We start from the raw sequence: 26,395 nt of genomic DNA, 5'->3' as shown, positions 1-26,395 counted from the left end.
TTCGTGAGCGGTGTGATCGGCAAAAAGCGTTATCGGGCCGGTTCGACGTTCTGGTTCATCCGGAACAGGTTCTCCGGATCGTACGCGGCCTTGACCTCGGCCAGCCGTTGCTGGTTCGTCCCGTAGGCGAGGTCTTCCTCACCCTCGTCCTCACTGATGAAGTTCATGTAGACGCCGCCGGTCGCGTACGGAGCCATCGCGTCGAAGAACTTCCGTGACCAGTCGATACACCGATCGTCGTCCGCCGGGTCCTCCCAGCGCGTGTGGACGTTCATCCCGTATTCCGCGTCGCGGTGGGGAAACGCCGTCGCGTCCGTCGGGACCCGCCCCATTGCGCCGCCGAGCTGTCCGAAGAAGATTTCGGACAGCGGGGAGGGGAGGTCTCGTGCGTATTCGACCACTGTATCGATGGCGTCGTCCGAGACCGTACTGAAGTTGTGTGACTTCCAGTAGTTCCGGGCACCCTCCTCGAGCAGTGGATCGAACGCTTGCTGGAACTCGGCGTACTGGTGTGGACCGACGACATCGGCGATCGGATCGCCATACTCACGAATCGGGGCAAGTACGTTCTCGCCTGCTTCCATGTCACCGGCGTAGAACGGAACCACGACGAGGACGTCCTCGCCGTGAACGTCCTCCGGGAGGAACGGAAGCGGTGGTGCCTTGCGCAGGACCATCCAGACGGTTGACTCGTCCGGTGCCGTTTCGTTGAAGTCCCGCACATGTCGGAGGACGTCCGGTGCGTCCGCACCGTGGTAGACGACCATCCCGGTGAGTACCTCCGGTCCGACCTCGTGGAGGTCGAACTCGAACGACGTGACGACGCCGAAGTTGCCACCGCCGCCGCGGACCCCCCAGAACAGGTCCTCGTTCTCGTCTTCGCTCGCGTGCCGCAGTTCGCCGTCTGCGGTGACGATATCGACCGACCGCAGGTTATCCACCGTCATTCCGTACCTGCGGGTCAGCCACCCGAACCCACCGCCGAGCGTCAGTCCCGCGACGCCGGTCGTCGAGTTGATTCCCAGCGGCGTCGCCAGCCCGAACGCCTGTGCCTCGTGGTCGAAGTCGGCGAGGGTCGCCCCCGGTTCGACTCGAGCCGTCTGCCCTTCCGGATCGACCTGCACTGACCGCATCGCCGAGAGGTCGAGCATCAGGCCGTCATCACAGACCGCGTTCCCCGCGATGTTGTGTCCGGCACCGCGGATCGCGAGTACCATGTCTTGCTCGCGGGCGAAGTTCACCGCTGCGATTACGTCTGAGACCCCCATCGCTCGAGCGATGAGTGCCGGCCGCCGGTCGATCATCCCGTTCCAGATTGCTCGCGTCTCGTCGTAGTTCGGATCCCCGGGGCGGAGCAACTCGCCGTGAAGCCCCTCGCCGAATCCGTCTATTGCACCGTCGTCTACGGGTGTGGTAGTAACTGCCATTATCACTCAGTATTCGTACGCTTCGCACGGGGATATAGTCACACATAATTAATAGTTAAGATAGGTCCTCCAACAGGAGAGACCCGGGGACTGGCGTTTCGGCGGGCGATCGAGGGTCGAGTGCCATCTCTCCGCACAGTTAGCCGGTCAGTTTGTATCCGCACGCAGGAATGCAATTCCAGCTGCTCTAACATATCTCTCCGATTGATGATCGTATTAGATATACTACTGTTTTATTCATGCTGAACGCATACCATGGTGTATGGGGACTGTTAACAAATCACCAGGTGACGAGGCGATCGCCGATCTCCCGGACGACGCCGTTCGGTCCTTCATCGACGGGTTCCACGGGGACCTCCTGCGTCCGTCCGACGACGAGTACGACGACGCTCGCGAGGTCTGGAACGGGATGATCGACAAGTATCCGGCACTCATCGCGCGCTGTGTGGACGTCGACGACGTTGCCGCAGCCGTCGATTTCGCCCGGGAACACGACCTCCCCCTCGCGGTCCGGGGCGGCGGGCACAACGCGGCCGGGACGGCCGTCTGCGATGGCGGGCTCGTGGTCGACCTGACGGAAATGAACGGCGTCCGGGTCGACCCCGAGGCGAAGACCGTCCGCGTCGACGGCGGGGCGACCCTGGGCGATGTCGACCTCGAGACGCAACGCTTCGGCCTCGCGACGGCACTCGGTGTGGTGTCAGAGACCGGTGTCGCCGGATTGACGCTCAACGGCGGTTACGGACACCTGAGCCGCAAGTACGGGCTGGCGCTTGACAACCTGCTCAGCGTCGACGTCGTGACGGCAGATGGCGAACTGCGTCGCGCGAGCGACGACGAGAACGAGGACCTGTTCTGGGCGATCCGCGGCGGCGGTGGTAACTTCGGCGTCGTCACCGCCCTCGAGTACGCGCTCCACGAAGTCGGCCCCGAAGTGTACGCGCTATTCGTCTGGTTCCACGGCAACGACGCCGACATCGCCATGGACGCCTTCCGCGAGTGGACCGAGACCGCACCGCGGGACGCAAGCGCCCTCGCGTTTACTGCCCACATCCCCGACATAGCGGAGTTCCCCGAGGAATCGTGGGGCGAGTCGGCGATCGCGTTCCTCGGCTCTGCCCGCGGCGATGCGGCTGGCGACGGCGAGGTCTTCGAGTCGCTCCGCGAAGTCGCGACGCCCATCGCCGACCTGAGCGGGCCGATGGCCTACGTCGACCTGCAATCGATGCTCGACGAGGACTACCCGGACGGGCTGCGCTACTACTGGAAGTCGGTTTTCCTCGACGATCTCACCGACGAGGTCTTCGAGCTCATGATCCGGCACAACGACTCGACCCCGTCGGCGCTTTCGACGATCGACATCTGGCACCTCGGCGATGCGGTCGCCGACGTTCCAAAGGACGCTACCGCGTTCTGGCACCGGGATAAGCCGTACATGCTCACCGTCGAGGCGAACTGGGAGGAGCCTGCCGACGACGACGCGAACGTGAACTGGGCCCGCGAGGTGTTCGCCGACGTTCAGGCGCTGTCGGTCGCTTCTGGCCGTTACGGAAACTTCCCAGGGATGAACGAAGACCCCGCGAAGCTGCTCTACGGCGGGAACTACGACCGGTTGGTCGATGTCAAGACGAAATACGATCCCGAAAACCTGTTCCAGTCGAACACGAACGTCGCGCCGCGAACCGGAGCAGAGTGATGGGACGGTTCTCGGCGGACGAGCCCGCCGAGACAGCCGACGAGCCGACGCTCGAGGCCCGGAACGCACGCCTCGTTCGGGACTATTTTTCTGCCATCTGGAACGACGGCGACCTCGAGACGTTCGACACCGACATGGTGAGCGACGAGTACGTGTTTCACCACCAGACGGACGGCACGTACACAGTCGACGAACTGCGAACGGCGTGGGCCGACTGGTACGAGGCGTTTCCGGACTTACGAAACGAGATCGAGGACGTGATCGCGACGGCCGACCGGGTCGTCGTCCGGTACCGCTTTTCCGGGACACACGAAGCGGCGGTCTTCGGCGTTCCGGCGACTGGAGCCGCAGTCGAAACCGCCGGTATCGTCGTGTTCCACGTCGACGACGGTCAGATCGTCGAAGCGTGGGCAGTCGACGATGTCCACGGGCTACTCCAGCAACTCGGCGGGCACGGAGCTGCGGCGGAGTGAGCGGCCCCGTAGCAGCTGGCCTCGAGCGGCCGGAAGCGATTAAGTAACTTCGCTCGAGAAGTGGGCGTATGGTAACTTTCCTCTCCGGGGGCACCGGAACGCCGAAGCTGTTAGACGGTGCCGCTGTCGCGTTCTCGCCGGCGGAGACGACGGTCGTCGCCAACACGGGCGACGACATCGAACTCGGTGGGCTGTTCGTCTCGCCGGACGTCGACACGCTACTGTTTCAGGGCGGTGGAATCCTCGACCGCGAGACGTGGTGGGGAATCGAGGGCGATACGCACCGGACCAACGCAGCGCTGTCTGAGATCGCGTCGGCCGCAGGACTTCCCGAGGGACCACAGTACCTCCCCGAAGAGAAACAAACCGACGGCCGACGACTCGCAAACTGGCGGCGCTTCTCCGGCATCGCGGAGTTCATGACGATCGGCGACCGCGACCGGGCCGTCCATATCACGCGCACGAGTCTGCTCGACGAGGGCAAGACGTTGATCGAGGCAACCCAGCGGTTGGCAGACGCGTTCGGCGTGACGATCGATCTGCTCCCGATGAGCGACGATCCCGTCGCCAGTCTCGTCCACACCGACGAGGGAATGATGCACTTCCAGGAGTACTGGGTTGCCCACCGCGGCGAGCCGACCGTCGAGACCGTCGAGTTTCGCGGCTCGTCGGACGCCGAACCCGCGCCGGGCGTCCTCGAGGCCCTCTCAGACACCGTCGTCATCGGCCCCTCGAACCCCGTCACCAGCATCGGTCCGATGCTCGCGCTGCCGGGCGTGGCCGACGCGCTCGCGGAGACGACAGTCGTCGCCGTCTCCCCGTTTCTTGGCGACGACGCCTTCTCCGGACCCGCGGGCAATCTCATGGCAGCCGTCGACGCGGAGCCGAGTACCGAGGGACTGGCCACCGTGTACCCGTTCGTCGACGCCTTCGTGATCGACGAGGACGACGACGCCGCGTTCGATCGGCCGACGGTCCGGACGGACATCCGGATCGACGACAGCGAGGACGCCGCGCGCGTCGCCCGGGCCGTAGAGGACGCGATCGAGCGCGTAACATGACTGGACGCGTTTCGTTTACGCCGCCGCTCGCGCTCGCGAGTCTCAGCGGCGAGGCCGACGCCGACTGGGCGCGGGCTGGCGCGGCCCACGCAGGAGCCGCGTTCCTCGGCGGCATCGCGCTAGATGAAGATTCGAGAGCTGCCGCGCGCGACCTCGTCGCTCGTGACCGCAGCGAGTTCTTGCCCGACGATCCGCTCGCCTTCATCGACCGGCAGCTCGAGTCCCTTTCGGACGTTCCGATTCAGCCAGCCTTCAACGTCCGAAGTGCGACCGTCGACCCGATCGCCGACGCAGCTCGCGTCTGTCGGGACCGAGACGCCTACCTCGAGCTCAACGCCCACTGTCGGCAGGACGAACTCTGTGCCGTCGGCTGTGGTGAGACGCTGCTGAAAGACGGCGGCCGGCTCACCGAGTACGTCAATCGGGCGGCCGAGACCGGCGCGACCGTCGGCGTGAAAGTCCGCGCCGAGGTCCCTGGGGTCGATCTGCCGGCGCTGGCTCGCGACCTCGAGCGCGCGGGCGCGTCCTTCGTCCATGTCGACGCGATGGACTCCGAGTCGATCATCGCGGACGTGGTCGACGCGACCGATCTGTTCGTGATCGCCAACAACGGCGTCCGCGACGACGCGACCGTCCGCGAGTACGCCGACTACGGTGCCGACGCGGTCAGCGTCGGTCGGCCCAGCGACAACCCCGCGGTGCTCGGACGCGTTCGGGGGGCCGTCGACCGCCACTTTGGCCTCGAGCAGGTTCGCTAGCAGTAGCTTATTACACGGCTTCTCCAGCAGTGAACGGGAACACTCGTGGCACAGGGAACGACGAGCGATGACAAGAGCAGTCATTTGCTATAGTAGCCACTGAGAGTCACTGCACACCCGATCGCACGACGGCTGTGCGATCTGTGTGTGAATCGTTCAGTCGTTACGATAGTGGTTAGCCGGCAGACACATATTGCGTGAGGGAACGCAGATCAATATCGAGAACTGCGAGGAGCAGTGCTCCGTATCCTCCGAGCAGGGGGAGCAGTGGAAGGTAGTAGTATGGGCACCCACAAATGCATCCGACGGGCTCAGCAGTCACGCCAACGACTGGTCCGATTGGCGATGAGAACGCAAACTCGGTACTTCCCAACTGGTGTGAGAGCTGAAGCTAAAGCGTTGGTCTCATGAGGAAGATGTCTGGCTGAGTGAATGTGTTCAGCGTCCCTCAACCAGACGGTGTTCTTTCAGACTCAGACGTGAAAGATCTAGCGGAAGACGTCATTTGCCAGCTCCCTTTGCCAGGGATCGAGGGCTCGCCCCTCGATCCCGGCGATATCTGGGCGGTCGTCATTCTTGCAGCAGTCAATCAGACTTCCATCTGGGAGACGTGCAAGGACAACGACAACGCTGTCTGTGACGATACTGTCATGGACTGGCTCCATACGCTCGACCGAGAGTGGCTTGAGCGGGTTGCTAACCGCCTTCTTAGGGAGGTAGCGATGACGATCCTCGACCCTAATCGGTCGAGGATCGTCTCCATTGACTTCGTCGATAACCCTTACCACGGAACGTACGCCGATGAAGAAGGTGAACTCTGCCGCATGCACGCGAAAGACGGAACAACGACATGCCACCGGTACTGCACGGCGTATCTCGTCTCAAACGGAAAGCCAGTGACGTTGGCGATGACGTACGTCCGTAGCGATGAGAAAGAGGCCGACGCGGTCGAGCGCGTCCTCGACCGCGTCGAAGCCTATCCTTTCGAGATAGAGCTTCTATTGGCTGATCGTGGTTTCTACAACGAACGGATTCTGCGCCGCTCACGGGAGATTGCTGCGACTGTCGTTCCCGTCCAAAAGAAGGGCAAGCGCATGAGGAAGAAGCTGGATACGCATTGCTCATACATGACAACCTATCGGATGTACAAAGGCCGCGAGCGGGAACTGGAATTCCCGCTCGCGGTCGCTGTGTCATATCACGCCGGAGATCGCGGGAAAAGCGGTGAGGTCGTTCGAGGCTATGTGGCGTGCGATCTGGCCGATCGCACGCCGAAACAAGTCGAACGACTCTATCGGAAACGATCAGCGATCGAAACGAGCTACCGTGTATTTCGCCAAGCACGAGTGGTAACGACGACACAAGACCCAATCATCCGCTTCGCGTTCGTCCTAGTTGGATTCCTGTTGGAGAACCTCTGGCTTGTGCTTCGCTGGGCGGTCGTCGCCCGCCCCCAGCGGGGCGGGCGCGACCTGCCCGAGGAATTCACGTTCAAGACCTTCTCTGACTGGATCAGACATGCATTAGAGGAAGAGCTAGAGCGGAGTTGGGAGATCGAGATGAACGGAACAGGTGTGCCAGAAGCATACGTGCCAGCCGCGGGCTGACGCCAGCCCGCGGCCTTGGGCAAGCTCCTGGTGAGCAACAGCATTCGCCTAGAACAGCGTATCTCAGCCTTCTTACTTCACTTCTCTTCATCCGTAGATTCTATTTCCTGTTCACTCAGTTACCACACCGGCATTCACTCCGTTCGTCCATGACTCAGCACAGTTCACGAAGCGACGTTCGGGAAGTACCGAAACTCTGCCCGAATATGCTGCCAGTAGACGTAATTCTCTGGGATGTGACAGGCACACCCCAAACAGCCGCCAACAAACTGAAGCGGGACGGTACTCAGAAACAGGAGGAGGAAGCCACTTACACTGAGTGCCCAGCGCTGTGTGACATAACCCACGAACCCTGCCGCCGTCAAAAGGATTCCAGCACCGAAAGCGAATCCGATGAGCGGAAATGGAACGGGAAGAACATCGGTGAGGATAATCAGACAGATTCCCAGCGCGAGAGTAGCGCTGACTTCCGCTGCTCGTCTTCGAACTACTGCGTCCATGATTCTTGCTATCACTCAGAAATATAATAAATTTCACCCATTTCGGGATGCGATATTCCGCCTTCAGGCTTCGTTCGCTTCATCCTCGATGGTCGAAACCGTATGGATTTCGTCGTACCGGACGCTCCCGTCGTCGAGTGGCTGGCCGTCGAGTTCGAGATAGCCGGGCTCGAAACCGGTCACGTCACCGGTGACGACCATTATCTGATCCATCGTCCGCTCCTGGCTGCGGACTTCGACGGTGTCGCCGATGTCGACGTGCTCCTGGACGAGCGTCTTGGCTCGTTTCGTGTCAACGTCGGGAGAGACAGTCAGATTGGGCATCGACTGCCGAGACGACGCGGCCACACCGGTAGTCATTGAGCCGGTATTCGCAACGCGACGGTGTCGCTCGGACGACCGTTTTTGTACGAACCGGCCGAAAGGCGACTGATGAAGGTCATCAAGGACAGCGTCCACGACCACATCCAGGTCGACGGCGTCGCCCGCGATCTGCTTGACACCCCCGAGGTACAGCGACTCCGGAATATCAGGCAGCTTGGGACCGTCTCGCTAGTTTATCCCTCGGCCAACCACAGTCGCTTCGAACACAGCCTCGGCGTCTATCATCTCGCCTGCGAGGCCCTCGAGCACTTGTCCGTCGAGGGGCGACAGGCAGAACGGGTCCACGCTGCGGCCCTGCTCCACGACGTTGGCCACGGGCCCTTTAGTCACAACCTCGAGTCGCTGACCCACCGCCGCACTGGCCGGTATCACGACGACGTCCACGCGTTGCTCGCGGACGGGGCGGTCGGCGAGGTCCTGTGTGAGCACGACCTCGAGCCCGATCGGGTCGCCGATCTGGTCGCCGGCGAGGGACGATTCGGGCAGGTCGTCTCGGGCGAACTCGACGTCGATCGGATGGACTACCTGGTGCGCGACGCCCACCACACCGGCGTTCCCTACGGGACGATCGACCACGGCCGGCTCGTTCGGGAACTGACCTTCGTCGACGGAGAACTCGTCCTCGACGAGGGGAACGTCCAGACGGCTGAGAGCCTACTGGTCGCTCGAGCGCTGATGAACCCAACGGTCTACAGCCACAGCGTCGCCCGAATCAGCAAGGCGATGCTCCGGCGGGCCGCCGAACGGCTGCTCGAGGCACCCGCGACCGATGTCGACGCCGCGACCCTCCAGCGGATGGACGACCACGACCTGATCGTGGCGCTGCGCTCGTGTGAGCGGACAGCGGTGCTCTCGAGGCGACTGGATCGACGCGACCTGTTCAAGCGGGCGGTCTGGGCCGAAATCGACGACGTTCCGGGCGGGATCATCGAGTCCGACCACGAGACGATCCGTGATCTCGAGCGCGAAATTGGCGATCGAGCAGAGGTCGACCCTGAAGACGTCATCCTCGACGTACCGAGTCGACCCTCGATGACGGAGTCGACGACGCGCGTGATGGTCAACGGCGAAATCCGCCGGCTGGGTCAGCAGTCGCCGCTGGTCGCAGCGCTGCGGGCGGCCCAGTACTCCCAGTGGCGGCTCGGCGTCTACTCGCCGCCCGAACTTCGGGAACGAGTCGGGCGGGCCGCCGTCGACGTACTTGGGCTGGACATCGACGGCGCGCTCGTCAGCGAGGTCCGAAACGGACTGGATGCGACGCTGGATCAGTTCATCGACTGATCCGGTCTGGCGGCACGCGTTCCTGACTGTCGAACCGTTGAAGGCGCTGACGGCGAACTGACCCGTATGGAACGAACGGGAACGATTCTCCGCGGCCGCGAGTTCGACCCTATCGAGGGGCGGATCGTCGTCGACGACGGCCGCATCGAGGCCATCGAGGAAACGTCGGTCGAGAGCGACGACATCATCCTCCCGGCCTTCGTCAACGCCCACACCCACATCGGCGATTCGATCGCCAAAGAGGCCGGCGGCGGCCTCTCGCTCAAGGAACTGGTCGCCCCGCCGGACGGGCTGAAACACCGGCTACTCGAGCAGGCCTCCCGCGACGAACTCGTGAGCGCGATGGAGCGCTCGCTATCGTTCATGCAGCAGGCTGGGACGGCGGCCTGCCTGGACTTTCGCGAGGGCGATGTCGCGGGCGTTCGGATGCTCGCAGACGCCGCCGAGGGGTACGAGCTTGACGCACTGTCCTTTGCCCGCGGCTCGATCGACGCGATGCACGCGGGCGACGGCTTCGGCGCGAGCGGGGCCAACGATGCGAGTTTCGATCGGGAGCGGACGGCGACCCGCGAGGCAGGCAAACCCTTCGGCATCCACGCCGGCGAGGTTGACGAAAGCGACATCAACCCGGCGCTGGACCTCGAGCCGGACTTTCTGGTCCATATGGTCCACCCCAAGCCGCTGCACCTCGATCGGCTCGCCGACAGCGAGATTCCGGTCGTCGTCTGCCCCCGCTCGAACCTCGTCACTGACGTCGGGCTGTCGCCCTACGACGAACTCAATGAGCGGACGACGCTCGCGCTCGGGACGGACAACGTGATGCTCAACTCGCCGTCGATGTTCCGCGAGATGGAGTTCCTCGCAAAGCTCTCGGAGCTGCCGGCCGACGAAATCCTCCGGATGGCGACGGTAAACGGGGCCGAGATTGCGGGCCTCGAGTACGGGCTGCTCGAGCCCGGCCGGGAGGCGCGACTGCTGGTGCTCGATGGTGACTCGGACAACCTCGCCGGCGCGCGCGACCCGGTGCGGGCCGTCGTCCGGCGCGCCGGCGTCGACGACGTTCGGGAGGGCGTCTTCGCGTAGCGCCGTCAGTCGAGCCGTTCGGACGTCTCTGCGTGTTCTCTCGCGAGTTCGACGTACCGGTCGGCCGTCGCCTCGAGATGTGGGTCGTCGATCTCGGTTTTTGGTTCAGCGGGTGATCCAGCGACGAGCGTCGACGGCGGAATCTCGGTGCCTTCGGTGACGACGCTGCCGGCGGCGACGACCGCGCCTTCGCCGACGTGGGTCCCGTCGAGAACGACGGCGTTCATTCCCACGAGCGCGCGCTCGGCGACGGTCGCGTCGTGGACGATGGCGCTATGGCCGACCGTCGAGTAGGGTTTCAATTCTGCCTCCTCGTGGAGGACAGCGTTGTCCTGGACGTTGGCCCCTTCACCGACGACGATCCGGCCGTGATCGCCGCGAAGCGTGGTGTTTGGCCAGACGCTCGCGTCAGCCTCGACGACGACATCGCCGATGACGACTGCGGCCTCGTCGACGTACGCGGAATCGGCGACCTGCGGTTCGGTCCCATTGAACGAACGGAGCATGTGAGATCCTGTCTCGAGAACCGTCTTGAACCTGCCCATCACGGACGGTCAGCGTGTCGGCGCCGTTGCCACGATAGTAGCCTCTGAAAGTTACTGCACACCCGATCGCACGACGGCTGTGCGGTCGGTGTGTCAATCGTTTCAGTTGTTACTATAGTAGCCGATTGATCCGCGTGTTGGAAATTTGTTATAAAGGCCGACATTATAAAACCAGCATATTTTGGTCCCACAGTTACGGTAGTCGTCGCAAAACTACTGGACGGCGGCACGCGATGGTCCAGACAACAGCACCTTGCCGCCACGCCAGCATCGCCGAACCAGCCGGTTCGGGTTTCACTCGTTCGTTCCTCTGGCGATAGTTCTCGGCCCGTTTTCGATCCGATAGCCGCTCGGAAAGGCGGTCGAACCGCTCCTATGACATCCTCCCCGGCGTTCACGCCGGGGTTTCCTCTCGCTGGGAGTCTCGGCTACGCCGAGTCCACGGAGGCAACTTGCGGGTTCGTGTGCTCCTCGTTGGGACGGAGAGAGCGTGGTGACTCCAGCCAGTCGTGGCTGTCCCACTTGAGGCACACGGGCCGTGCCATCGGCCGTGCTACGTCTTCGTGCCGTTTCAGGAACGTCTCGCTTGCGCCGAGGTCCGCGTGGCCTTCGAAGCCGCAACGACAGGTGAGCGTGTCTTGATGCCGCGTTGTGTCCGTGATTGAGCCGCAGTTCGGACACGTCTGCGAGCTCCACGCTTCCGTGCGGACTTCGACGGTTATGCCGAACTCCTCGGCGGTATCGGCGAGCCGTCCGACGAATCGCCGGAACGCCCAGAAGTTGTGCAACTTGGCGTTCGTCCGAACAGACCAGTACGTCTCGAGTACGTCGGTAAGATCGCCGATATACACCGTGGAGACGCCTTGGTCGTACAGACGTTCGATCAGATCCCGGCAGAGCGCGTCCTGTGCATGGTCGCGTCGTCGGGTCCGTCGCCGGTACAGCGAGTCGATTTGAGTCGACCGGTACCGCCCTTCGCGGAGTTTTGACTGGAGATCAGCAATTCGTTGCGTGGTGTCGCGGAACCGTTCGAACAGGCCGCGCCCTTCGTACAGGTACTGCTCGCCGGTTGAAACCGTACAGGCGACGATATTGTTCGCGCCGATGTCCAGAGCGGCGGTTTCGTCCGTCAGTGGTTGTGCCAGTCGAGAATTGTCGATTGTGACTGGCTGAAAGGCTCTGAACGTCTCGCTCACATCGTCGTAATACAGTTCCAATCGGCCCTGTTTGTCGTACTCTTTCCAGTTGGGTTTGCCCCGAACTTCGAGCCGGAGACGCTCGCCGTATCCAAGACCGTATTCCTCTTTCAGGTCTTGGCCGACAAGAATCTCGAGCCGAGAGTGTTGGCCCCATTCGACCGAGTACGACGTGTTTCGGATGTACGTCCGCAGTTCGCGACCCTTGTCTTGGTTGCCCCAGAAGCCGGGCTTGCCGTTGGCTTCTCCCTTCTCTTGGAGTGCGAAGAACGAGCGCCACGCTTCGCGGTTCTTGCGTTCGATCTGCTGAACGGTTGACGCGCCGAGCGTACCGCCGTACCGTCCGCGGTACTCGTCAATCTCCCAAACGTCGCCGTCCGGGTCTTCGAAGTTGGCTCGGCGCTGATAATTGATCTCGTTCCAGAGAGCGGCTGAAGCGTCCAAGTGCCGTCGGAGCAACTCCTCGTCCGCGTCGGACTGGGGAACTACTTCGAACTCGTTGGTGCGCTTCATCACTACTTCTGTGCACGAGCATAACTAACATAAATATACGGATTCTCGTAGATACTGTGTCGAACTACGTGAACATCGAAGTCCCCGACGACGAACAGTATGAGCGCATCAAACGCGTGAAAAACGAACACGGTCTGACGTGGCGCGGGATGTTGATTCACGCCGCCGACGACTTGGAGACTCCGGCCGGGGAGTAACCGGTGGTTCGCGTCGTCGAGTGACGCGATTCACGCCCGCCGTAAATGGCTGGACTCTCTCGCTGTTTTAGGTAGGACTCGCTCATCACGTCCCCCCCTGCAGTACGAGCGGCAGTGCCAGCAGCCGATGGCCGATCGCTGTCGGTTGTCGGCAACCCGACCTCGATCTCGGCGTAGGGCTCGTTCCGTGCCAGCGGAGCTACGAGTGCCGACTGGACCGCGTGTTTGCGCTCGAGCAGCGCCGCCGGATCGGTCGATGCGTTCTGTTCTGTAGCGACCGAGACGGCCGTCCCGTTGGTCGTCACGACGATATCGCCGTGGACGCCAGTCCAGTAGGTCTCGATCCCGCGGTCGGCGAAGGCCGCGAGCACCTCGTCGTGTGGATGGCCGTAGCGGGAGTCGACCGCGCTCGAGACGACCGCAATGTCGGGATCGACCCGGTCGAGAAACGGTGCGTTCGACGAGGTCGACGAGCCGTGATGGCCCGCCTGGTAGACATCGCTCGCGAGGTCGTCGCCGTCCCTCTCGGCCAGTCGTCGTTCACCACTGGCATCGAGATCGCCGGTCGTCAGATACGAGAAGTCGCCGAAGGTAACTGAGAGAACGATACCGTTGGTGTCGATGTCACCGCTCGCGTCGCCGTCGGGTGGGTTCAGGACGGTCGCCTCGAGACCGCCGTCGGCCAGCGGCAGTCGATCGCCCGCGACGACCTCGTAGAACGAGACGTTGTACGCTTCGACGGCATCGAGATAGTGCTCGTAGGTCGCGGTCGGATGGGGGATGCCAGAGTCGTAGGCCGCGCCAACCCCGTTTTTGTTTTCCTCGAAATACTCGATGATCACAGGGTGGCCGCCGATGTGGTCAGCATGGCCGTGGGTCGCGATGAGATGGTCGATGCGGTCGATGTCGTGGGCCGTGAGGTAGTCGATGACGGCTTTCCCATCGTCGCGGTAGTCGCCCGTATCGATCAGGATCGTCTCGTTCGATGGCGTCACGATGAGCGTCGAATCGGCCTGTTCGACGTCGATGTGGTGTATCTCGAGGGCGCCGCTTACGTCCACATCGCCTGTGGCACCATCGCCACCACCCATACCGTCGATGCCACTACTACAGCCTGCAAAGACGAGCAATCCCGCGACGGCAACGACCAGCAGCTCTCGTCGCATTGGTGTTCACCGCGATGCGCTCGGTGGGTATGTGCGTTCGGGGCTCAATACAAGCGACTGTCACGACCGCGACCGGGTCTGATACGGACACCTGTCAGTCAGTGCCGGTGCAACTGCAGGACGGTTGCGGTTGCACTGGGAACTCGGTACAGCAGACCGTATGAACCCGCGATTTCATCGAGAGTCGCTGACTGGGTTCGGTGCCGCTGTCGTCGCTCTCAGAACGCGTCGCCCTCGAAACTCGTCTCGGCGTGGAGACTCTCTTTCAGCGCGTCGTGAACCTTACAGAGTTCGAAGGCGCGCTCGATGACTTCCTCGCCGGTGTCGTCGTCGACGTCCCCCTCGACGCTGATATCGAAGTGAATCGACTCGAGTTTGTCGTCGTCGTTCAGTTCGCCGGTGATGTCGATCTCGATCTTGCCGAGGTCGTCGGCCCCGCGTTGCTGGCCGCCAACGCGCAGCGCCGGCACGTAACAGGAGCCATACGCCGCCAGCAGCGCCTCGAGCGTATCGGGGTCGTCCTCGCCGTTGGCGTCGATCGTGGTCTCGAACTCGCGGATCTCGTTGGTAGCAGTGTACCCCTCCTCGGAGACGGTGGTGACTGATTTCGCCATGGCACTCGAGACGTCCACAGCCGGTGCTGTAAACGTTGTTCTCGTGGGAACGACGATCCGATCGGTTGATGAAAACGGCGGACGGGTGACGCGATGGTGGGCCAGTCGTGACCCGTTGTCGGCTGGTCGTCGCGGCGATCAGGGCTCGAGTTCGAACGGCTCGTCGGCCTCGAGGATGGTGACGTCAGTGTCGCTACCGGTCGCGCGCACTTCCCTGGCGAAGTCCTCGGGGTCCTGTTCGATCGGCGGGAACGTATCGTAGTGCTGTGGGAAAGCGTGATCAACGTCGAGCCAGTCGACGGCGACGGCGGCCTGCCACGGTCCCATCGTAAAGTGGTCGCCGATCGGCACCGCGGCGGCGTCGGGCTCGAGATAGGGGCCGATAACCTCGCGCATCTCGGTCATGAGGCTGGTGTCGCCCGCGTGGTAGAACGTCGTCGCGTTTTCGTCTGCGACCTGCGTGGGTTTCGTATCGGAGACGACGAACCCGGCGGGCATCCCGCCGCTCGCGTCGTTTTCGGTCATGATCCCGTTGGTGTGGTCGGCCCGGACCATGGTGACGTAGGCGTCGCCACACTCGACGGTGCCGCCGAGGTTCATCCCCACCCCGCCGACGGCGTCCTCGAAGCCGAACTCTGCCTGACAGTAGCTGGTCAGTTCCGGCGTCGCGACCAGCGTCGCCTCCGAAAACGCCCCGGCGTCGGCGATGTGGTCGGCGTGACCGTGTGTCAACAGCACGTAGTCGGGCGTGTCGACGTCGGCCGGCTCGAGGTCGGTCTTCGGGTTGTCGAAGAACGGATCGATCAACAGGTCCGTCTCGCCAACGGTGACGTGCCACGTCGAGTGGCCATGCCAGGTAAGTTCCATAGCAGGTGACGTGTTCGTGCGAACCCATTATAAAAGTGGGCGGGGTCGACGCGGTTCGCGTCGCCCGCTGGCGATGCCGTGTGGTTTTGTATCCCCGGTTCGTACGGCGACTATGCTCGCACTCACGCTCGAGGAGTTCATGGTAGAGTTGAACGACGGCGCGATCAAGAACGTCGGCCCGAACAACAAGGCAGTGACGGCGAAGATGTTCGACGTCGAGTCCGCCGAAGCCAGGGAGTTCGGCGACAAGCGCGTCAAGTTCGTCTTCGAGGACGAGGACGACAACGAGATCCAGATTTCGTTGTTCCCAGAGGACGTTCAGAAAATCGTGGACGATATCGACGCGCTCGAGGACGAGTCGGCCGTTTTCGACTGACGGCGACGCTGTGTCCCCGCTGTGCCCGTGGCTCGTGGCACGAACGCATTTCGACAACCGTTTTAGGGCGAAACTGCTTTGGTCCGAGTAGATGGGTAACTGTATCATCTGCGGCACACCCGTTGACGGCGAGATCTGTGAGAGTCACGAGGAGGATGCCGTTTTCGAATTTCGCGGCACGTCCGCCTCGCAACTCACACCCGGTCGTTACTACCGGGGAACCGTCGACGGCTACGCTGACTTCGGTGTCTTCGTCGACATCGGAGATCACGTCACCGGCCTGTTGCACAGAAGCGAACTCGACCAGCGGCTCGAAAGTCTCGACTGGGAACCGGGCGACGAAGTGTTCGTCCAGGTACTCGACGTGCGGGACAACGGGAATGTCGACCTCGGCTGGTCGATCCGCCAGCGCGAACGCGAGTTCCGCGGCCACCTGATCGAGACCGCCGACGACGAGTACCGTCCCGAAGACCTCGAAGACGAGGGTGAAGACGACACCGCGGCGGAGACGGTCGACGAGAGCGACGACGAGTCGCCAGCAGCCGGCGAGTTGCAGGCTGCCGCCACTGAGGAAACAGAGCCTGCCGCTGCGGAACCGGCTGGGGCTGTCTCGAGTAGCGGGTCCGTCGCGACCGAGACCGCCGCCGCGTCGACGCCGACGACCGACGACGCCGAGACCGAGGCCGAGGAGGAGCCCGCGCTCAAGCGGACCACCGTCGACGCCATCGAGAATCAGGTCGGCAGCGTCGTCCGCCTCGAAGGCGAGATCACCGGGGTTCGCCAGACGAGCGGCCCGACTGTCTTCGAACTACGCGACGAAACCGCGACCGTCGAGTGTGCGGCCTTCAAGGAAGCCGGCGTTCGCGCCTACCCCGCCGTCGAACTCGAGGACATCGTCGCCCTCGAAGGCGAGGTCGAACGCCACAACGGCGACCTGCAGGTCGAAACCGAGTCACTCGATATCCTCGAGGGCGAGGCCCGCGAAACCGTCGTCGACCGTCTCGAAAGCGCACTCGAGCGCGAGGCACGACCCGACGATGTCGCGCCGCTGGCCGACCACGACGCCGTCGCAGCCGTCGAAGACGGCATCGCCGACGCGGCGACCGCGATCCGCCGCGCCGTCATGGAGGCCCGACCGGTCGTCGTCCGCCACGGTGCGACCGCCGACGGCTACGTCGCCGGGGCCGCTATCGAACGCGCCGTCCTCCCGCTGATCCGTGAGAAACACACCCGCGAGGACGCGGAGTACCACTACTTCGAGCGTCGCCCGCTCGACGGCCGCGTCTACGACATGGACGCCGCGACCAACGACGTTACCTCGATGCTCGAGGCCCGCGACCGCCACGGCGAACAGCTCCCGCTGGTCGTCCTGATCGACGCCGGCTCGACCGTCGAATCCGTCGACGGCTACGACCTGCTCTCGCTGTACGACGCCGAGGCGCTCGTGATCGACGACAGCCGTGCCGACGGCGAGATCACCGACGCCGTCTCCGTCGCCGTTGCCCCGTCGCTGGCCGGCGCTGACGTCTCTGACGTCACCTCGACCGCGCTCGCGACCAACGTCGCTGCCCACGTCAACGACGACGTCCGCGACGATCTCGAGCACCTTCCCGCAGTCAGCTACTGGGAGGAGACGCCCGAGGCATACCTCGAGCTCGCCCGCGAAGCCGGCTACGACGAGACCGGCGTCTCCGAACGCCGCGAAGCCGTCGCGCTCGAGGCCTACTATCAGTCCTACAAGGACAAGCGCGAACTCATCATCGACCTGCTGTTCGGCGATGGCGAGGACTCGGACCGACCCCGGAACGGCGACCTCGCTGCCCACGTCTCCGAGCAGTTCCGCGACAAGCTCGAGACCGAACTCGAGACGGCCCGCGAGAACCTGACCGTGGAAGGCGTCGACGGCGTCACCGTCTCCGTCCTCGACACGGACGCCTTCACCCACCGGTACAACTTCCCGACGACGATCCTGCTGCTGGACGCGCTCCACCGCAGCGAGCGCGACCGGGCTGACACCTACGTCACGCTCGGCGTCGGCGACGACGAACTTCACGTCCGCGCGACCGCGGACGTGAACGTCCGCGACCTCGGCGACGCGATCGCCGAAGCCGTGCCACACGGCGGCGTCAGCGTCGTCGGCGGTGTCGACGGCCACGTCGAGTTCCTGCCCGGCGAACGCGATGCGGTTCGCGAGGCCGCACTCGAGGCGCTCGGCGAGACGCTCGCGTAAGGCTCGTCTTCTCTATCGTCCGCTCGAGTGGCCAGCGGCAGCGCTCCGTTGAACGTCCGGTTTCTCCAGAGAGTCCCGGTAAGATACCGAGTAGCGGGAGCCATCGATACGCAGTCGGCATCGTTTTCGCTAATTAGATTTGGATGTTCGTGATGGCTAGGGTTATATATCATCTTCTCCCCATCACCGGATATAGATGGCACGATCCGTGTTCCCGTCGCCCCGTCCCGACAAGCGCGTCGTCCCGCTCTCTCGAGGGAGGACTGTCTCGGAGAGATGACCCAGTCACTTCTCGAATCTGACGAGCCCATCAGTAACCTGTGTGACCTGATGGACCGGGAGCTACCGGCCACAACGATCGCAGAGCAAGCGATGGAGATCGGTGCTTCCTATCTCGGCCTCGAAAACGGCCACCTCACCAACATCGCCACTGAGACCGACCACTGGGAAATCATCGCCAGCACGGATCCGTCCGACGGATCGTTTCCGGTCGGTCGTGTTGCCGACTTACAGACGACGTTCTGTCGACACACGTTCCAACGAGACGGCCCCCTCGAGTTACACGACATCCGGAGTCAAGGCTGGGAAGACGATATCGCGTTCGAAACTCACGAACTGGGGTGTTACCTGGGAGTACCGATTACCGTCGACGGTGACCAGTACGGAACACTCTGTTTCGTTTCCGAGAGCGCCCGTGCTGAGCCGTTCAGTGAGACGGAACGGCAGTTCGTCGAACTACTCGTGCGGATGGTAGAGTGTAAACTCGAGCGCCAACAATACGACTTCGCATACACCCGCGGAAACAAGCTCATCGATCTCTTCAGTCGGATTCTCCGCCACAACCTCCGGAACAACATGACCGTTGTCAGGGGACGAATCGAGATGCTCACCGATCAGCTGGAAGATCCCCGGTTTGATCAGGAGGACCTCACAGCACCGATCGACGAACTGCTCACACTGACCGAGAAAGCCCGCGAGGTAGATACGGTCGTCCGTACCGAATTCGGAATGGAGAACATCTCGATGGTGTCATTGCTCCGAAACGCCATCGCAGAGTTGGAGGACACGTATCCCGCTGCAACGTTTTCCCTGGACGCGCCGGCGGACGCGACCGTGTTTGCGCTGCCGACGATCGAAACGGCCCTGTACGAACTCCTCGAAAACGCCGCGAAACACGCGGGTGACGATCCGACATGTATCGCTTCCGTCAAGACCGAGACCGAGCGAATACTGATCACTATCAGCGACGATGGCCCGGGACTCTCGGATCAAGAACGACGTGTGTTCCAGAACGCCGAGGAAACCCCCCTCGTACACGGAAGCGGACTTGGACTCTGGATGGTCGACTGGATAATCAGGAGCCACAGCGGCACGGTCGAAGTGTCCGTCACGGAGCGTGGAACGAGCCTGACGGTCTCGATTCCGCGACCGTTGGCGGGCAAAGACCCACTCACGAAACCGCAATCCGGCTCGTACTGACCGCCTCCCCTTCTCATACTGCCGGACAGAACGACGTGACGATCGGTCGCGGATTCGCGGCCGTCTCCACCGGTGACGGCCGCAGCAGCGCGACCGACTTCGTATTGACTGCTGTCCGACAGTATCACTCGAGCCGATTGATACGAACCCCTGTGACCCTGCGACCGGGTGTGTAGTACCGGGCAGTGACTCCGAGAGCCGGCACGTCTCGAGCGAGCCCCGGATACCTCTAGCTTTTGAAGCGATAACGTATTTCCGACAGTAGTCTGAGGAGTACGCATGGACGTGACCGAGAGGCGTGACCGCGACGCGACTGATCCGTGGACGCGGCTGCGCGAGAACGCGACCAGGATCACGTCGCTGCTCGTGACCGCGGTTTGGTTCGGCGCGATGTTTACCGGCCAGGACTGGTGGCTCGCGGCGTTGCTCGTCGGCTACGTCGCTGTCGTCCCGCTGGTCGCGATCCTGTTCGGTGACGAGGACGATCGCCGCGAATGGGTCGACGACTACCTCGGGACGGACGCCGCCGAGACGGACGCAGCATCCGAGCCAGCGGACTCTACGGCCGACGCCCTCGAGACGCTTCGCGAACGGTACGCCGCCGGCGAGTTGACCGATGAGCAGTTCGAGCGGAAACTCGAGCGACTGCTGGGTACGGAGACGCTCGAGGAGGCACAGGAGTGGGCTCGAAAACGCGATCAAGAGCGAACAGACGAGCGAGAGGAGGACCTCGAGTACGACCGTTAAGAACCCTCAATCGTCGCTCGATTCGGTATCGTCAGTCCGCTCGGTACCGCCGGGTCGTTCGACCGCGTTCGGGTCGGGCCAGGTGACGCTCCCGAGGAAGGGGACTCCGATGCGCTCGGCGGCGCGGGCGATCATGTGCGAGCCGGTGGGAACGGTCAGGAAGAGGAAGGCGATCCCGATGAGCGCGGTCAACCCCTCGCTGCCGGGACCGAATTCGACGAAACCGGCGAGGAAAATCGCCGCGGTACCGAGCGTCGTCGGCTTACTGGTGGCGTGCATCCGGTTGTAGACGTTCGGCAGGCGTAGCAGGCCAATGGTGCCGACGGTCAGGAAGAAGGTCCCGACGACGACCAGTGCGATGACGATGGCGGTGTGAATCATTCGATCACCTCGCCGTCGGTGACGAACTTGGCGACGGCGACGGTCGCAATGAAGCCGATGATCGCGAGCACGAGACTCACCGTAATAAAGAGGCCCCGGCCGGTCAGCAGTGCGAACAGCACCGCAACCGCGACGACGTTCGTCCCAATGGCGTCCAGTGCGACCACCCGATCCGGGTTCGTCGGCCCCCGAATCACGCGGTAGCCACAGAGGACACAGAGACCGCTGACCAGGATCAACGCGCCGTGAATCGCCGTCTCGAGGACGGCCGGGTCGGCTTCAGTCATCGTCGTCACCTCCGTCTTGGCGATCTGTTGTACTGTCTCTTTCCCCACCGGAGACGACGATGTCCGGCGGCGGATCGGACGGTGATGCGGCTTCGTTGAACAGCTCGAGAGCGTAGTCTTCCCATGTCCGAATCGGTTCGGCGATCGCTTCTGGATCGCGGCCGTTGACGCCGTGGACGTACAACGCGTTGGTCTCGTCGTCGTAGTCCAGCGTCACTGTCCCGGGCGTGATCGTGATGCTGTTGGCGATGATGGTGATCGCGAGATCGGATTCGACCCGCAGCGGGACGAGGATCACTTCGGGCTCGATCGGCATTCCCGGCGAGAGCACCCGGTAGGCGACGTCGACGTTCGCCCGGAGGAGCTCCCACGTGAACGCACCCAGATAGAGCCCGGCGTAAGGCAGCGCTCCCATTACACGGCCGAGATCGAGGTCTTTGCCGTAGAGCCGCCGGAAGACGAACGCGACCGGCAGCCCGACGAGCAGGCCGGCGAGCAGGCCGCGGACGACCGAGACGGGCGTAAGCGGCAGCCCACGGACGAACACCCACAGGACGGCGAAGACGACGCCGACGACGGGCCAGGTTCGCACGCGCATTAGTGATCACCTCCGTTCGCGCTTGCGTCGATGACCTCGCTGACGTCCTGTGGATCAACGGCGTCCACGTAGCCGTCGGTGTCGACGGCTGCGTCGGCCGCGATCTCCGCGAACTCGTAGACGAACTCGAAGCCGACGCCGACTGCGACGATCGTCACCGCGAGGACCGCGAGGACGGCCACCTGCACCGAATCGATCGATGCTGTTTCCACGGCGTCGGTCTGTGCCCCCCAGAAGCTTCGATTCCACGCGCGGGTCGTGTAGGCGATCGTCAACAGCGAGCCGACGAGCAAGACGACGAGGACGGGGCCGGCGCGGGCTCGAGCCGCGGCGTCGAAGACGAGAAACTTGCCGAAAAAGCCCGACAGCGGCGGAATCCCGACCAGTGCGAGCGAGGCGACGAACACCGCGACCGCAAGCGGCGGCGATCGTTTCGCTAGCCCTCCGAGCTCGGCAAATTGGCTCGTCCCCGTCGCTGCCCTGACGGTGCCGACCGACAGGAAGAGCAGCCCCTTCGCCAGCGTGTGATTGAGGGCGTAGACTAACGCGGCGACGAGCGCCAGCTTGCGCAGACCCGGCGCCGTCGCCGTCGTCGCGATCGCGACCGGCATCGCGATGAAGCCGACCTGGCCGATGCTCGAGTAGGCGAAGACACCCTCGAGCGAGTCCCGCCCGACAGCACCGATCCCGCCGACGAGGATGCTGGCAGTGGCCATCACGAACAGCGCCGCGCCGATGAATGGCAGCGGCGAATCGCCAGCGATCGTCACCCCTGGAAGCGAGAGGTCGACGCCGACCTCTGCCCCGGCGAAGACGGTAAAGGAGAGCCGAATGATCGCGTAGATACCGACCTTCTTGGTCGCGCCGGCGAGCAAGGCGGTGACCTGTGGCGGTGCGGCCCGGTAGGCCGTCGGAATCCAGAACTGGAAGGGAACCAGCCCCGCCTTGAGCGCGAACACCGACAAGAGTAGGGCAAACAGCCCGACGACCGGAGCCGGCTCGAGGCCGTAGGCTGCCGGTTCGGCGAGCCGTTGGGCGAGGTCGGCCATGTTGAGCGTCCCCGTGGTCGCGTAGATCCCGCCGACACCCAGCAGGAAGACGGCGCTGCCGACGAGATTGAGTGTAACGTACCAGAACGCGGCGCGGGTGTGCTGGGGGCCGCCGCTGTAGGCGACGAAGACGTAACTGGCCATCAGCATCACCTCGAACCAGACGAAGAGATTGAACAGGTCGCCGGTGAGGAACGCGCCGGTCACGCCCAGCGCGAGGAAGTGAAACAGCGGGAAGTAGTAACTGCGTTCCTCGCCGCCGGGGAGGTGGCGGGTCGAGAAGACAAGCGACGCGACGCCGAGGATCGCGACCATCGTTAGCATGAACGCCGACAGGCCGTCAGCGACCAGCGTAATTCCGAAAGGGGCCGGCCAGCCGCCGACCTGGTAGGTCGCGATCCCCGGCGCGTCCGGCGCGAGGACGATGTACCAGTCGATCGCCGCCACTGCGGCCGCGTAGGCGATGCTGCTGGCCAGGCTCACCGCGGCTCGAGCCCGCGGATAGCGGCCGAGCAACAGCGTGGCTGTGGCCGCAGCGAGGACGATCAACATCGGCGCGATCACGAGCTGTGAGTCGGTTCCAATGGGCGTCGCAGTCATCGTCGATCACCGAGTTCCGTCACGTCTAACGTCCCATGTTCTTCGTAGACCCGATACGACAGCACGAGCGCGAACGCGGTCATGCCGAAGCCGATGACGATGGCGGTCAACACGAGTGCCTGCACCACCGGATCGGCCGTCTGCGGAGCGCCCCCGCCGTGGCCGGCGAGGATCGGCACCGAGTCGGCGACTGCCGGCGCGATCCCGCCCATCGCCAGCAGGTAGATGTTCGCAGCCTGGCTGATGATTGCCAGCCCCCAGACGACCCGGATCAGGTCCCGCTGCAAGAGCAGGAAGGTCCCGAGGGCGAACAGCGCACCGATCGCAGCCGCGAGGACGACTGCTGTCATTCGGCACCCACCACCGAGAGGATCGTGAGCAGGCCACCGACGACGACACAGTAGACGCCGAAGTCGAACGCGATCGCGCTCGCGACCTCGAGGTGGTCGTAGATCGGCACGCCCTCGAGCATGACGAACGTCTGCGTGAGAAACGGCTGCCCGAAGGCAAGCGGTGCGAGGCCACTGACGACGGCGATCGCAAAGCCGTAGGCAAACAGCCGGCGGTAGGCCACGACGACCCGATCCCGCGAGGGTTCCTTGCCGGGGTCGACGTCGCGGCCGAGGATCCCTCGCTCCAGAAAGTCGAGGCCAAAGCCCATGTAGATGATCGCGAACGCCGTCGTCGTCAGCACGCCGCCGATGAACCCACCACCCGGGAGGTTGTGACCCTCGATGAACAGCGAAATCGCGACGACCAGCACGATCGGGACGATCGCTCGCGCGGTCGTGCGCATGATGACCGTCGTCATTCGTCTGTCCCTCCTGTGGTGGTGTCGGTGTTTCGAGGCTCGGTCACGTCGCTGTCGTCTCGAGTGTCGGGTCTCTCGTCGCCCCTGCCGCGCATGACAATCAGCGTCAGGATCGAGATCGCGGCGAGTGCGATCACGGCGAGTTCGCCGAGCGTATCGAAGCCACGGAAGTCGACGAGCGTCACGTTGACGATGTTCGTCCCACCACCCTCAGGGACGGCCTGCTCGGCGAAATAACGGGCGATGTCGGTGCTTCCGGCGGGGCGGGCGCTACTTGAGACGAGCACCGTGACGAACGCGGTCACGCCGACGACGAGCGAGAGGGCAACGTCACGGACTGTCGTCCCGACCGCGAGCCGCTCGGTTGCTGGAATCTCCTCGATCACGAGCAAGAAGAGGACGAGCACCAGCGTCTCGACGACGAGCTGGGTCAGCGCGAGGTCGGGCGCGCTCCCGAGGATGTAGAAGATAGCGACCATGAAACCGAGAATCGAGAGCGTGAGCACGCCCGCGACGTGGGTATCCGAGAGCACGACGGCCAGCGCCCCGACGACCGCCACGAGCAAGACCAGTCCCATGGCCAGCGTGACCTCGAGACCGGCGGCGATCGGATCGATGGCACCCGCCGCGACGAAGCCGACGAGCGCGAGCGCGCAGATCCCGCTCAACACCCACGTCGCGTACGTCCGCAAAAGGCCGTTGTGAACCGTTTCCGCGAACCAGCGACCCTCGTCGGAGAGCCCCTCGATGATGACGTCGTACCACCAGTTCGGGCGGATCGGTGGCGTCGAACTCACGACCCCGCGAATACCGTCGTGGAGGCGATCGTAAAACGGGAACGTGGCGAGGCCGAGAGCGATCGTGACCGCACTCATCCCGACCGGCGTCGAATAGGCGGTCGGGAGGCCGACGTGCATCTCGTGGGGATCGACCGCCGTCGCCTCGAGGCCGGACTGGACGATGACGTCGACGGCGAGTTGCGGATCGACGCTGACGACCGCTGCGAGCAGTGCCAGCACGGCCGGTGAGACGAGCATCGTCGCGGGCGGGCTTTGAACGTAGTCGAGCCCCTCGGGGCGGTCGCCGAAGAACAGCGAGAGGAATCGCAGCGAGTAGAGGACGGTAAAGACACTCCCGAAGACGGCGACGGCAGGGTAGAGCCAGCCGAGTATTCCGATGTCGTGGTAGTGGCTGGCCTCGACGGCGGCCTCGAAGAGTAGTTCCTTTGAGTAGAAGCCGTTAAACGGCGGAATCCCAGCCATGCTAAGCGCGGCAACGACAGTGATCGCCGCCGTCACCGGGAGATCATGGCGGAGCCCGCCGAGTTTGTCGATCTCTCGGGTGCCTGCCTCGTGGGCGATAATCCCGGCGACCAGAAACAGCGCGGCCTTGAACAGGGCGTGATTGAGCAGGTGGAAGACGCCGGTCTCGGCACCGTAGACGGAGGTAAACCCGAACCCGGCGACCATCAAGCCGAGGTGGCTGGCCGTCGAGTAGGCAAGCAGTTCCTTGATGTCCGTCGCTGCGACGGCCATGATCGCACAGACGGTCATGGTCGTCAGGCCGAGCGTCGCAAAGAGGAACAGCCACTCCGGGCCGACGAGCATCGGACGGACGCGGCCGATGAAGTAGACACCGACCTTGACCATCGTCGCGGAGTGGAGAAACGCCGAGACCGGCGTGGGGGCGGCCATCGCGTTGGGAAGCCAGAAGTGCACCGGGACCTGTGCCGACTTGGTTCCTGCACCGATCGCGAGCAGCCCTAATACGGGAAGAAACAGCCCCCGATCTCGGAGGGCTGCGGCCATCGCGTCAGGTTCCTCGAGCATCGCGGCGAGATTGAACGCAGCGCCGGGACCGAGGATATCCGCGGCAACGATAGACAGCAACAGGAAGCCGACGAGCAAGAAGAGCCCGCCACCGACGGTGATGAACATGGCCATTCGGGCGGCATATTGCGAGGAGTCGTCGGCAGTGTAGAATCCGATCAGCACGAACGAGGCGAGACTGGTGAGTTCCCAGAACAGAAAGATCGCGATCAGATCGGCCGCGAGCGCGACGCCGATGATCGAGCCCATGAAGGCAAACAGGGCGGCGTAGTATCGCACGAGCCCCGACTGGCCGTGCATGTACGCCGGCGAGTACGTGAAGATGAGCGCGCCGATACCGCTCGCCAGCAGCGCAAACAACAGTGCCCAGCCGTCGACGTGGAATCGGAGTGCGACGTTGAGCGCGGGAATCCACTCGAGCGCAACAGTTCCTTCACTCCCGTATTGGGTAGCGAGCAGGCCGAACGAAAGCAGCGCGACGACGGTCCCCGCGAACCCGGCTTCCTCTCCGAGGAGGCGAAAGAACAGTGGTGTGAGTGCTGCGGCGACGAACGGCACGGCGACCGCGGCGACGACCACCGCAAGGTCGGGAGACATTCAGTTGTCGGGGATAGGGCGAGACCCTCCTTAAAGAATTACC

At 63.6% G+C, this 26,395-nt stretch carries 26 protein-coding genes; 12 read left to right on the top strand and 14 right to left on the bottom strand.

Annotated features, from left to right (window positions below):
• Positions 1-29 precede the first annotated feature (29 nt).
• On the bottom strand, positions 30-1,427 hold the full coding sequence (locus E2L06_RS09010; protein WP_138780665.1) for an FAD-binding oxidoreductase: 1,398 nt from the start codon (positions 1,425-1,427) through the stop codon (positions 30-32).
• 262 nt (positions 1,428-1,689) lie between these two features.
• Between E2L06_RS09010 and E2L06_RS09005 the strand changes: the two genes are divergently transcribed.
• The 5 genes from E2L06_RS09005 (at position 1,690) to E2L06_RS08985 (ending at position 7,022) form a co-directional block, all read left to right on the top strand.
• The gene (locus E2L06_RS09005) at positions 1,690-3,123 is read left to right on the top strand and encodes an FAD-binding oxidoreductase (protein WP_138780663.1); all 1,434 of its coding nucleotides are present in this window, start codon (positions 1,690-1,692) and stop codon (positions 3,121-3,123) included.
• Complete coding sequence (locus E2L06_RS09000; protein WP_138780661.1) at positions 3,123-3,596, top strand: ester cyclase; 474 nt, start codon at positions 3,123-3,125, stop codon at positions 3,594-3,596. The genes E2L06_RS09005 and E2L06_RS09000 overlap by 1 nt, the downstream gene beginning before the upstream one ends.
• 68 nt (positions 3,597-3,664) lie before the next feature.
• Positions 3,665-4,657, top strand: coding sequence for a 2-phospho-L-lactate transferase (gene cofD / locus E2L06_RS08995; protein ID WP_138780658.1), 993 nt, complete (start codon positions 3,665-3,667; stop codon positions 4,655-4,657).
• Positions 4,654-5,415, top strand: coding sequence for a dihydropyrimidine dehydrogenase (locus tag E2L06_RS08990; protein WP_138780656.1), 762 nt, complete (start codon positions 4,654-4,656; stop codon positions 5,413-5,415). Before cofD ends, E2L06_RS08990 begins: the two co-directional genes overlap by 4 nt.
• 434 nt (positions 5,416-5,849) lie before the next feature.
• On the top strand, positions 5,850-7,022 hold the full coding sequence (locus tag E2L06_RS08985; protein ID WP_138780654.1) for an ISH3 family transposase: 1,173 nt from the start codon (positions 5,850-5,852) through the stop codon (positions 7,020-7,022).
• A gap of 563 nt (positions 7,023-7,585) precedes the next feature.
• On the opposite strand, the gene E2L06_RS08980 is transcribed toward E2L06_RS08985, so the two are convergent.
• Positions 7,586-7,846, bottom strand: a complete 261-nt coding sequence (locus tag E2L06_RS08980) for a hypothetical protein (protein ID WP_138780652.1) — start codon at positions 7,844-7,846, stop codon at positions 7,586-7,588.
• Positions 7,847-7,954: 108 nt separating this feature from the next.
• Between E2L06_RS08980 and E2L06_RS08975 the strand changes: the two genes are divergently transcribed.
• Entirely contained in the window at positions 7,955-9,187 is a 1,233-nt protein-coding gene (locus E2L06_RS08975; protein WP_138780650.1) for an HD domain-containing protein, read from the top strand.
• A gap of 66 nt (positions 9,188-9,253) precedes the next feature.
• Positions 9,254-10,270 (top strand): amidohydrolase family protein, encoded by a 1,017-nt coding sequence (locus E2L06_RS08970; protein ID WP_138780648.1) that lies wholly within the window; start codon positions 9,254-9,256, stop codon positions 10,268-10,270.
• 5 nt (positions 10,271-10,275) lie between these two features.
• Here the strand turns inward: E2L06_RS08970 and E2L06_RS08965 are convergent, their stop codons facing one another.
• Together E2L06_RS08965 and E2L06_RS08960 are read right to left on the bottom strand one after the other, a co-directional pair.
• Positions 10,276-10,815: a gamma carbonic anhydrase family protein gene (locus tag E2L06_RS08965; protein ID WP_171052332.1), complete on the bottom strand. Its 540-nt coding sequence runs from the start codon at positions 10,813-10,815 to the stop codon at positions 10,276-10,278.
• 428 nt (positions 10,816-11,243) lie between these two features.
• Complete coding sequence (locus E2L06_RS08960; protein ID WP_138780644.1) at positions 11,244-12,524, bottom strand: RNA-guided endonuclease TnpB family protein; 1,281 nt, start codon at positions 12,522-12,524, stop codon at positions 11,244-11,246.
• Positions 12,525-12,580: 56 nt separating this feature from the next.
• On the opposite strand from E2L06_RS08960, the gene E2L06_RS21820 reads away from it, so the two are divergent.
• Positions 12,581-12,721, top strand: coding sequence for a hypothetical protein (locus E2L06_RS21820; RefSeq protein WP_171052331.1), 141 nt, complete (start codon positions 12,581-12,583; stop codon positions 12,719-12,721).
• On the opposite strand, the gene E2L06_RS08955 is transcribed toward E2L06_RS21820, so the two are convergent.
• From E2L06_RS08955 to E2L06_RS08945, 3 genes are all read right to left on the bottom strand, one after another.
• The gene (locus E2L06_RS08955; RefSeq protein ID WP_138780642.1) at positions 12,682-13,887 is read right to left on the bottom strand and encodes a ComEC/Rec2 family competence protein; all 1,206 of its coding nucleotides are present in this window, start codon (positions 13,885-13,887) and stop codon (positions 12,682-12,684) included. The two genes, E2L06_RS21820 and E2L06_RS08955, sit on opposite strands and share 40 nt — an antisense overlap.
• Before the next feature lie 218 nt (positions 13,888-14,105).
• The gene (locus E2L06_RS08950) at positions 14,106-14,501 is read right to left on the bottom strand and encodes an OsmC family protein (RefSeq protein WP_138780640.1); all 396 of its coding nucleotides are present in this window, start codon (positions 14,499-14,501) and stop codon (positions 14,106-14,108) included.
• Positions 14,502-14,639: 138 nt separating this feature from the next.
• Positions 14,640-15,368 carry a metal-dependent hydrolase gene (locus E2L06_RS08945; protein ID WP_138780637.1) on the bottom strand — a complete coding sequence of 243 codons (729 nt, stop codon included), beginning with the start codon at positions 15,366-15,368 and terminating at the stop codon, positions 14,640-14,642.
• A 112-nt stretch (positions 15,369-15,480) separates the two neighbouring features.
• Here E2L06_RS08945 and E2L06_RS08940 point away from each other — a divergent pair, with 112 nt between their 5' ends.
• The 4 genes from E2L06_RS08940 to E2L06_RS08925 all read left to right on the top strand — a co-directional run bounded on the left by E2L06_RS08940 (position 15,481) and on the right by E2L06_RS08925 (position 20,200).
• Positions 15,481-15,744: a hypothetical protein gene (locus E2L06_RS08940; RefSeq protein ID WP_138780636.1), complete on the top strand. Its 264-nt coding sequence runs from the start codon at positions 15,481-15,483 to the stop codon at positions 15,742-15,744.
• A gap of 91 nt (positions 15,745-15,835) precedes the next feature.
• Entirely contained in the window at positions 15,836-17,974 is a 2,139-nt protein-coding gene (locus E2L06_RS08935) for a DHH family phosphoesterase (protein ID WP_138780634.1), read from the top strand.
• A gap of 276 nt (positions 17,975-18,250) precedes the next feature.
• Positions 18,251-19,453 carry a GAF domain-containing sensor histidine kinase gene (locus E2L06_RS08930; RefSeq protein WP_138780632.1) on the top strand — a complete coding sequence of 401 codons (1,203 nt, stop codon included), beginning with the start codon at positions 18,251-18,253 and terminating at the stop codon, positions 19,451-19,453.
• Positions 19,454-19,732: 279 nt separating this feature from the next.
• Positions 19,733-20,200, top strand: coding sequence for an SHOCT domain-containing protein (locus tag E2L06_RS08925; protein ID WP_138780630.1), 468 nt, complete (start codon positions 19,733-19,735; stop codon positions 20,198-20,200).
• Between the two features lie 6 nt (positions 20,201-20,206).
• On the opposite strand, the gene mnhG is transcribed toward E2L06_RS08925, so the two are convergent.
• The 7 genes from mnhG to mbhE are packed head-to-tail and all read right to left on the bottom strand — an operon-like array spanning position 20,207 to position 26,352.
• Positions 20,207-20,581, bottom strand: a complete 375-nt coding sequence (gene mnhG, locus E2L06_RS08920; RefSeq protein WP_138780627.1) for a monovalent cation/H(+) antiporter subunit G — start codon at positions 20,579-20,581, stop codon at positions 20,207-20,209.
• Complete coding sequence (locus tag E2L06_RS08915) at positions 20,578-20,868, bottom strand: monovalent cation/H+ antiporter complex subunit F (RefSeq protein ID WP_138780625.1); 291 nt, start codon at positions 20,866-20,868, stop codon at positions 20,578-20,580. Before E2L06_RS08915 ends, mnhG begins: the two co-directional genes overlap by 4 nt.
• A complete protein-coding gene (locus E2L06_RS08910; protein ID WP_138780623.1) occupies positions 20,861-21,466 on the bottom strand; it encodes a Na+/H+ antiporter subunit E in 606 nt (201 codons plus the stop codon). The genes E2L06_RS08915 and E2L06_RS08910 overlap by 8 nt, the downstream gene beginning before the upstream one ends.
• Positions 21,466-23,115: a complex I subunit 5 family protein gene (locus tag E2L06_RS08905; protein WP_138780621.1), complete on the bottom strand. Its 1,650-nt coding sequence runs from the start codon at positions 23,113-23,115 to the stop codon at positions 21,466-21,468. Before E2L06_RS08905 ends, E2L06_RS08910 begins: the two co-directional genes overlap by 1 nt.
• Complete coding sequence (locus E2L06_RS08900; protein WP_138780619.1) at positions 23,112-23,465, bottom strand: sodium:proton antiporter; 354 nt, start codon at positions 23,463-23,465, stop codon at positions 23,112-23,114. Before E2L06_RS08900 ends, E2L06_RS08905 begins: the two co-directional genes overlap by 4 nt.
• A complete protein-coding gene (locus tag E2L06_RS08895; RefSeq protein WP_138780617.1) occupies positions 23,462-23,926 on the bottom strand; it encodes an MnhB domain-containing protein in 465 nt (154 codons plus the stop codon). The genes E2L06_RS08900 and E2L06_RS08895 overlap by 4 nt, the downstream gene beginning before the upstream one ends.
• A complete protein-coding gene (gene mbhE, locus E2L06_RS08890) occupies positions 23,923-26,352 on the bottom strand; it encodes a hydrogen gas-evolving membrane-bound hydrogenase subunit E (RefSeq protein ID WP_138780615.1) in 2,430 nt (809 codons plus the stop codon). Before mbhE ends, E2L06_RS08895 begins: the two co-directional genes overlap by 4 nt.
• Between the last annotated feature and the right edge of the window lie 43 nt (positions 26,353-26,395).

The organism is Haloterrigena sp. H1 (assembly GCF_005938085.1).
GTDB lineage: Archaea > Halobacteriota > Halobacteria > Halobacteriales > Natrialbaceae > Natrinema.
The sequence above is the reverse complement of the archived record's forward strand: the minus strand, read 5'-3'. Positions and strand labels throughout refer to the sequence as shown.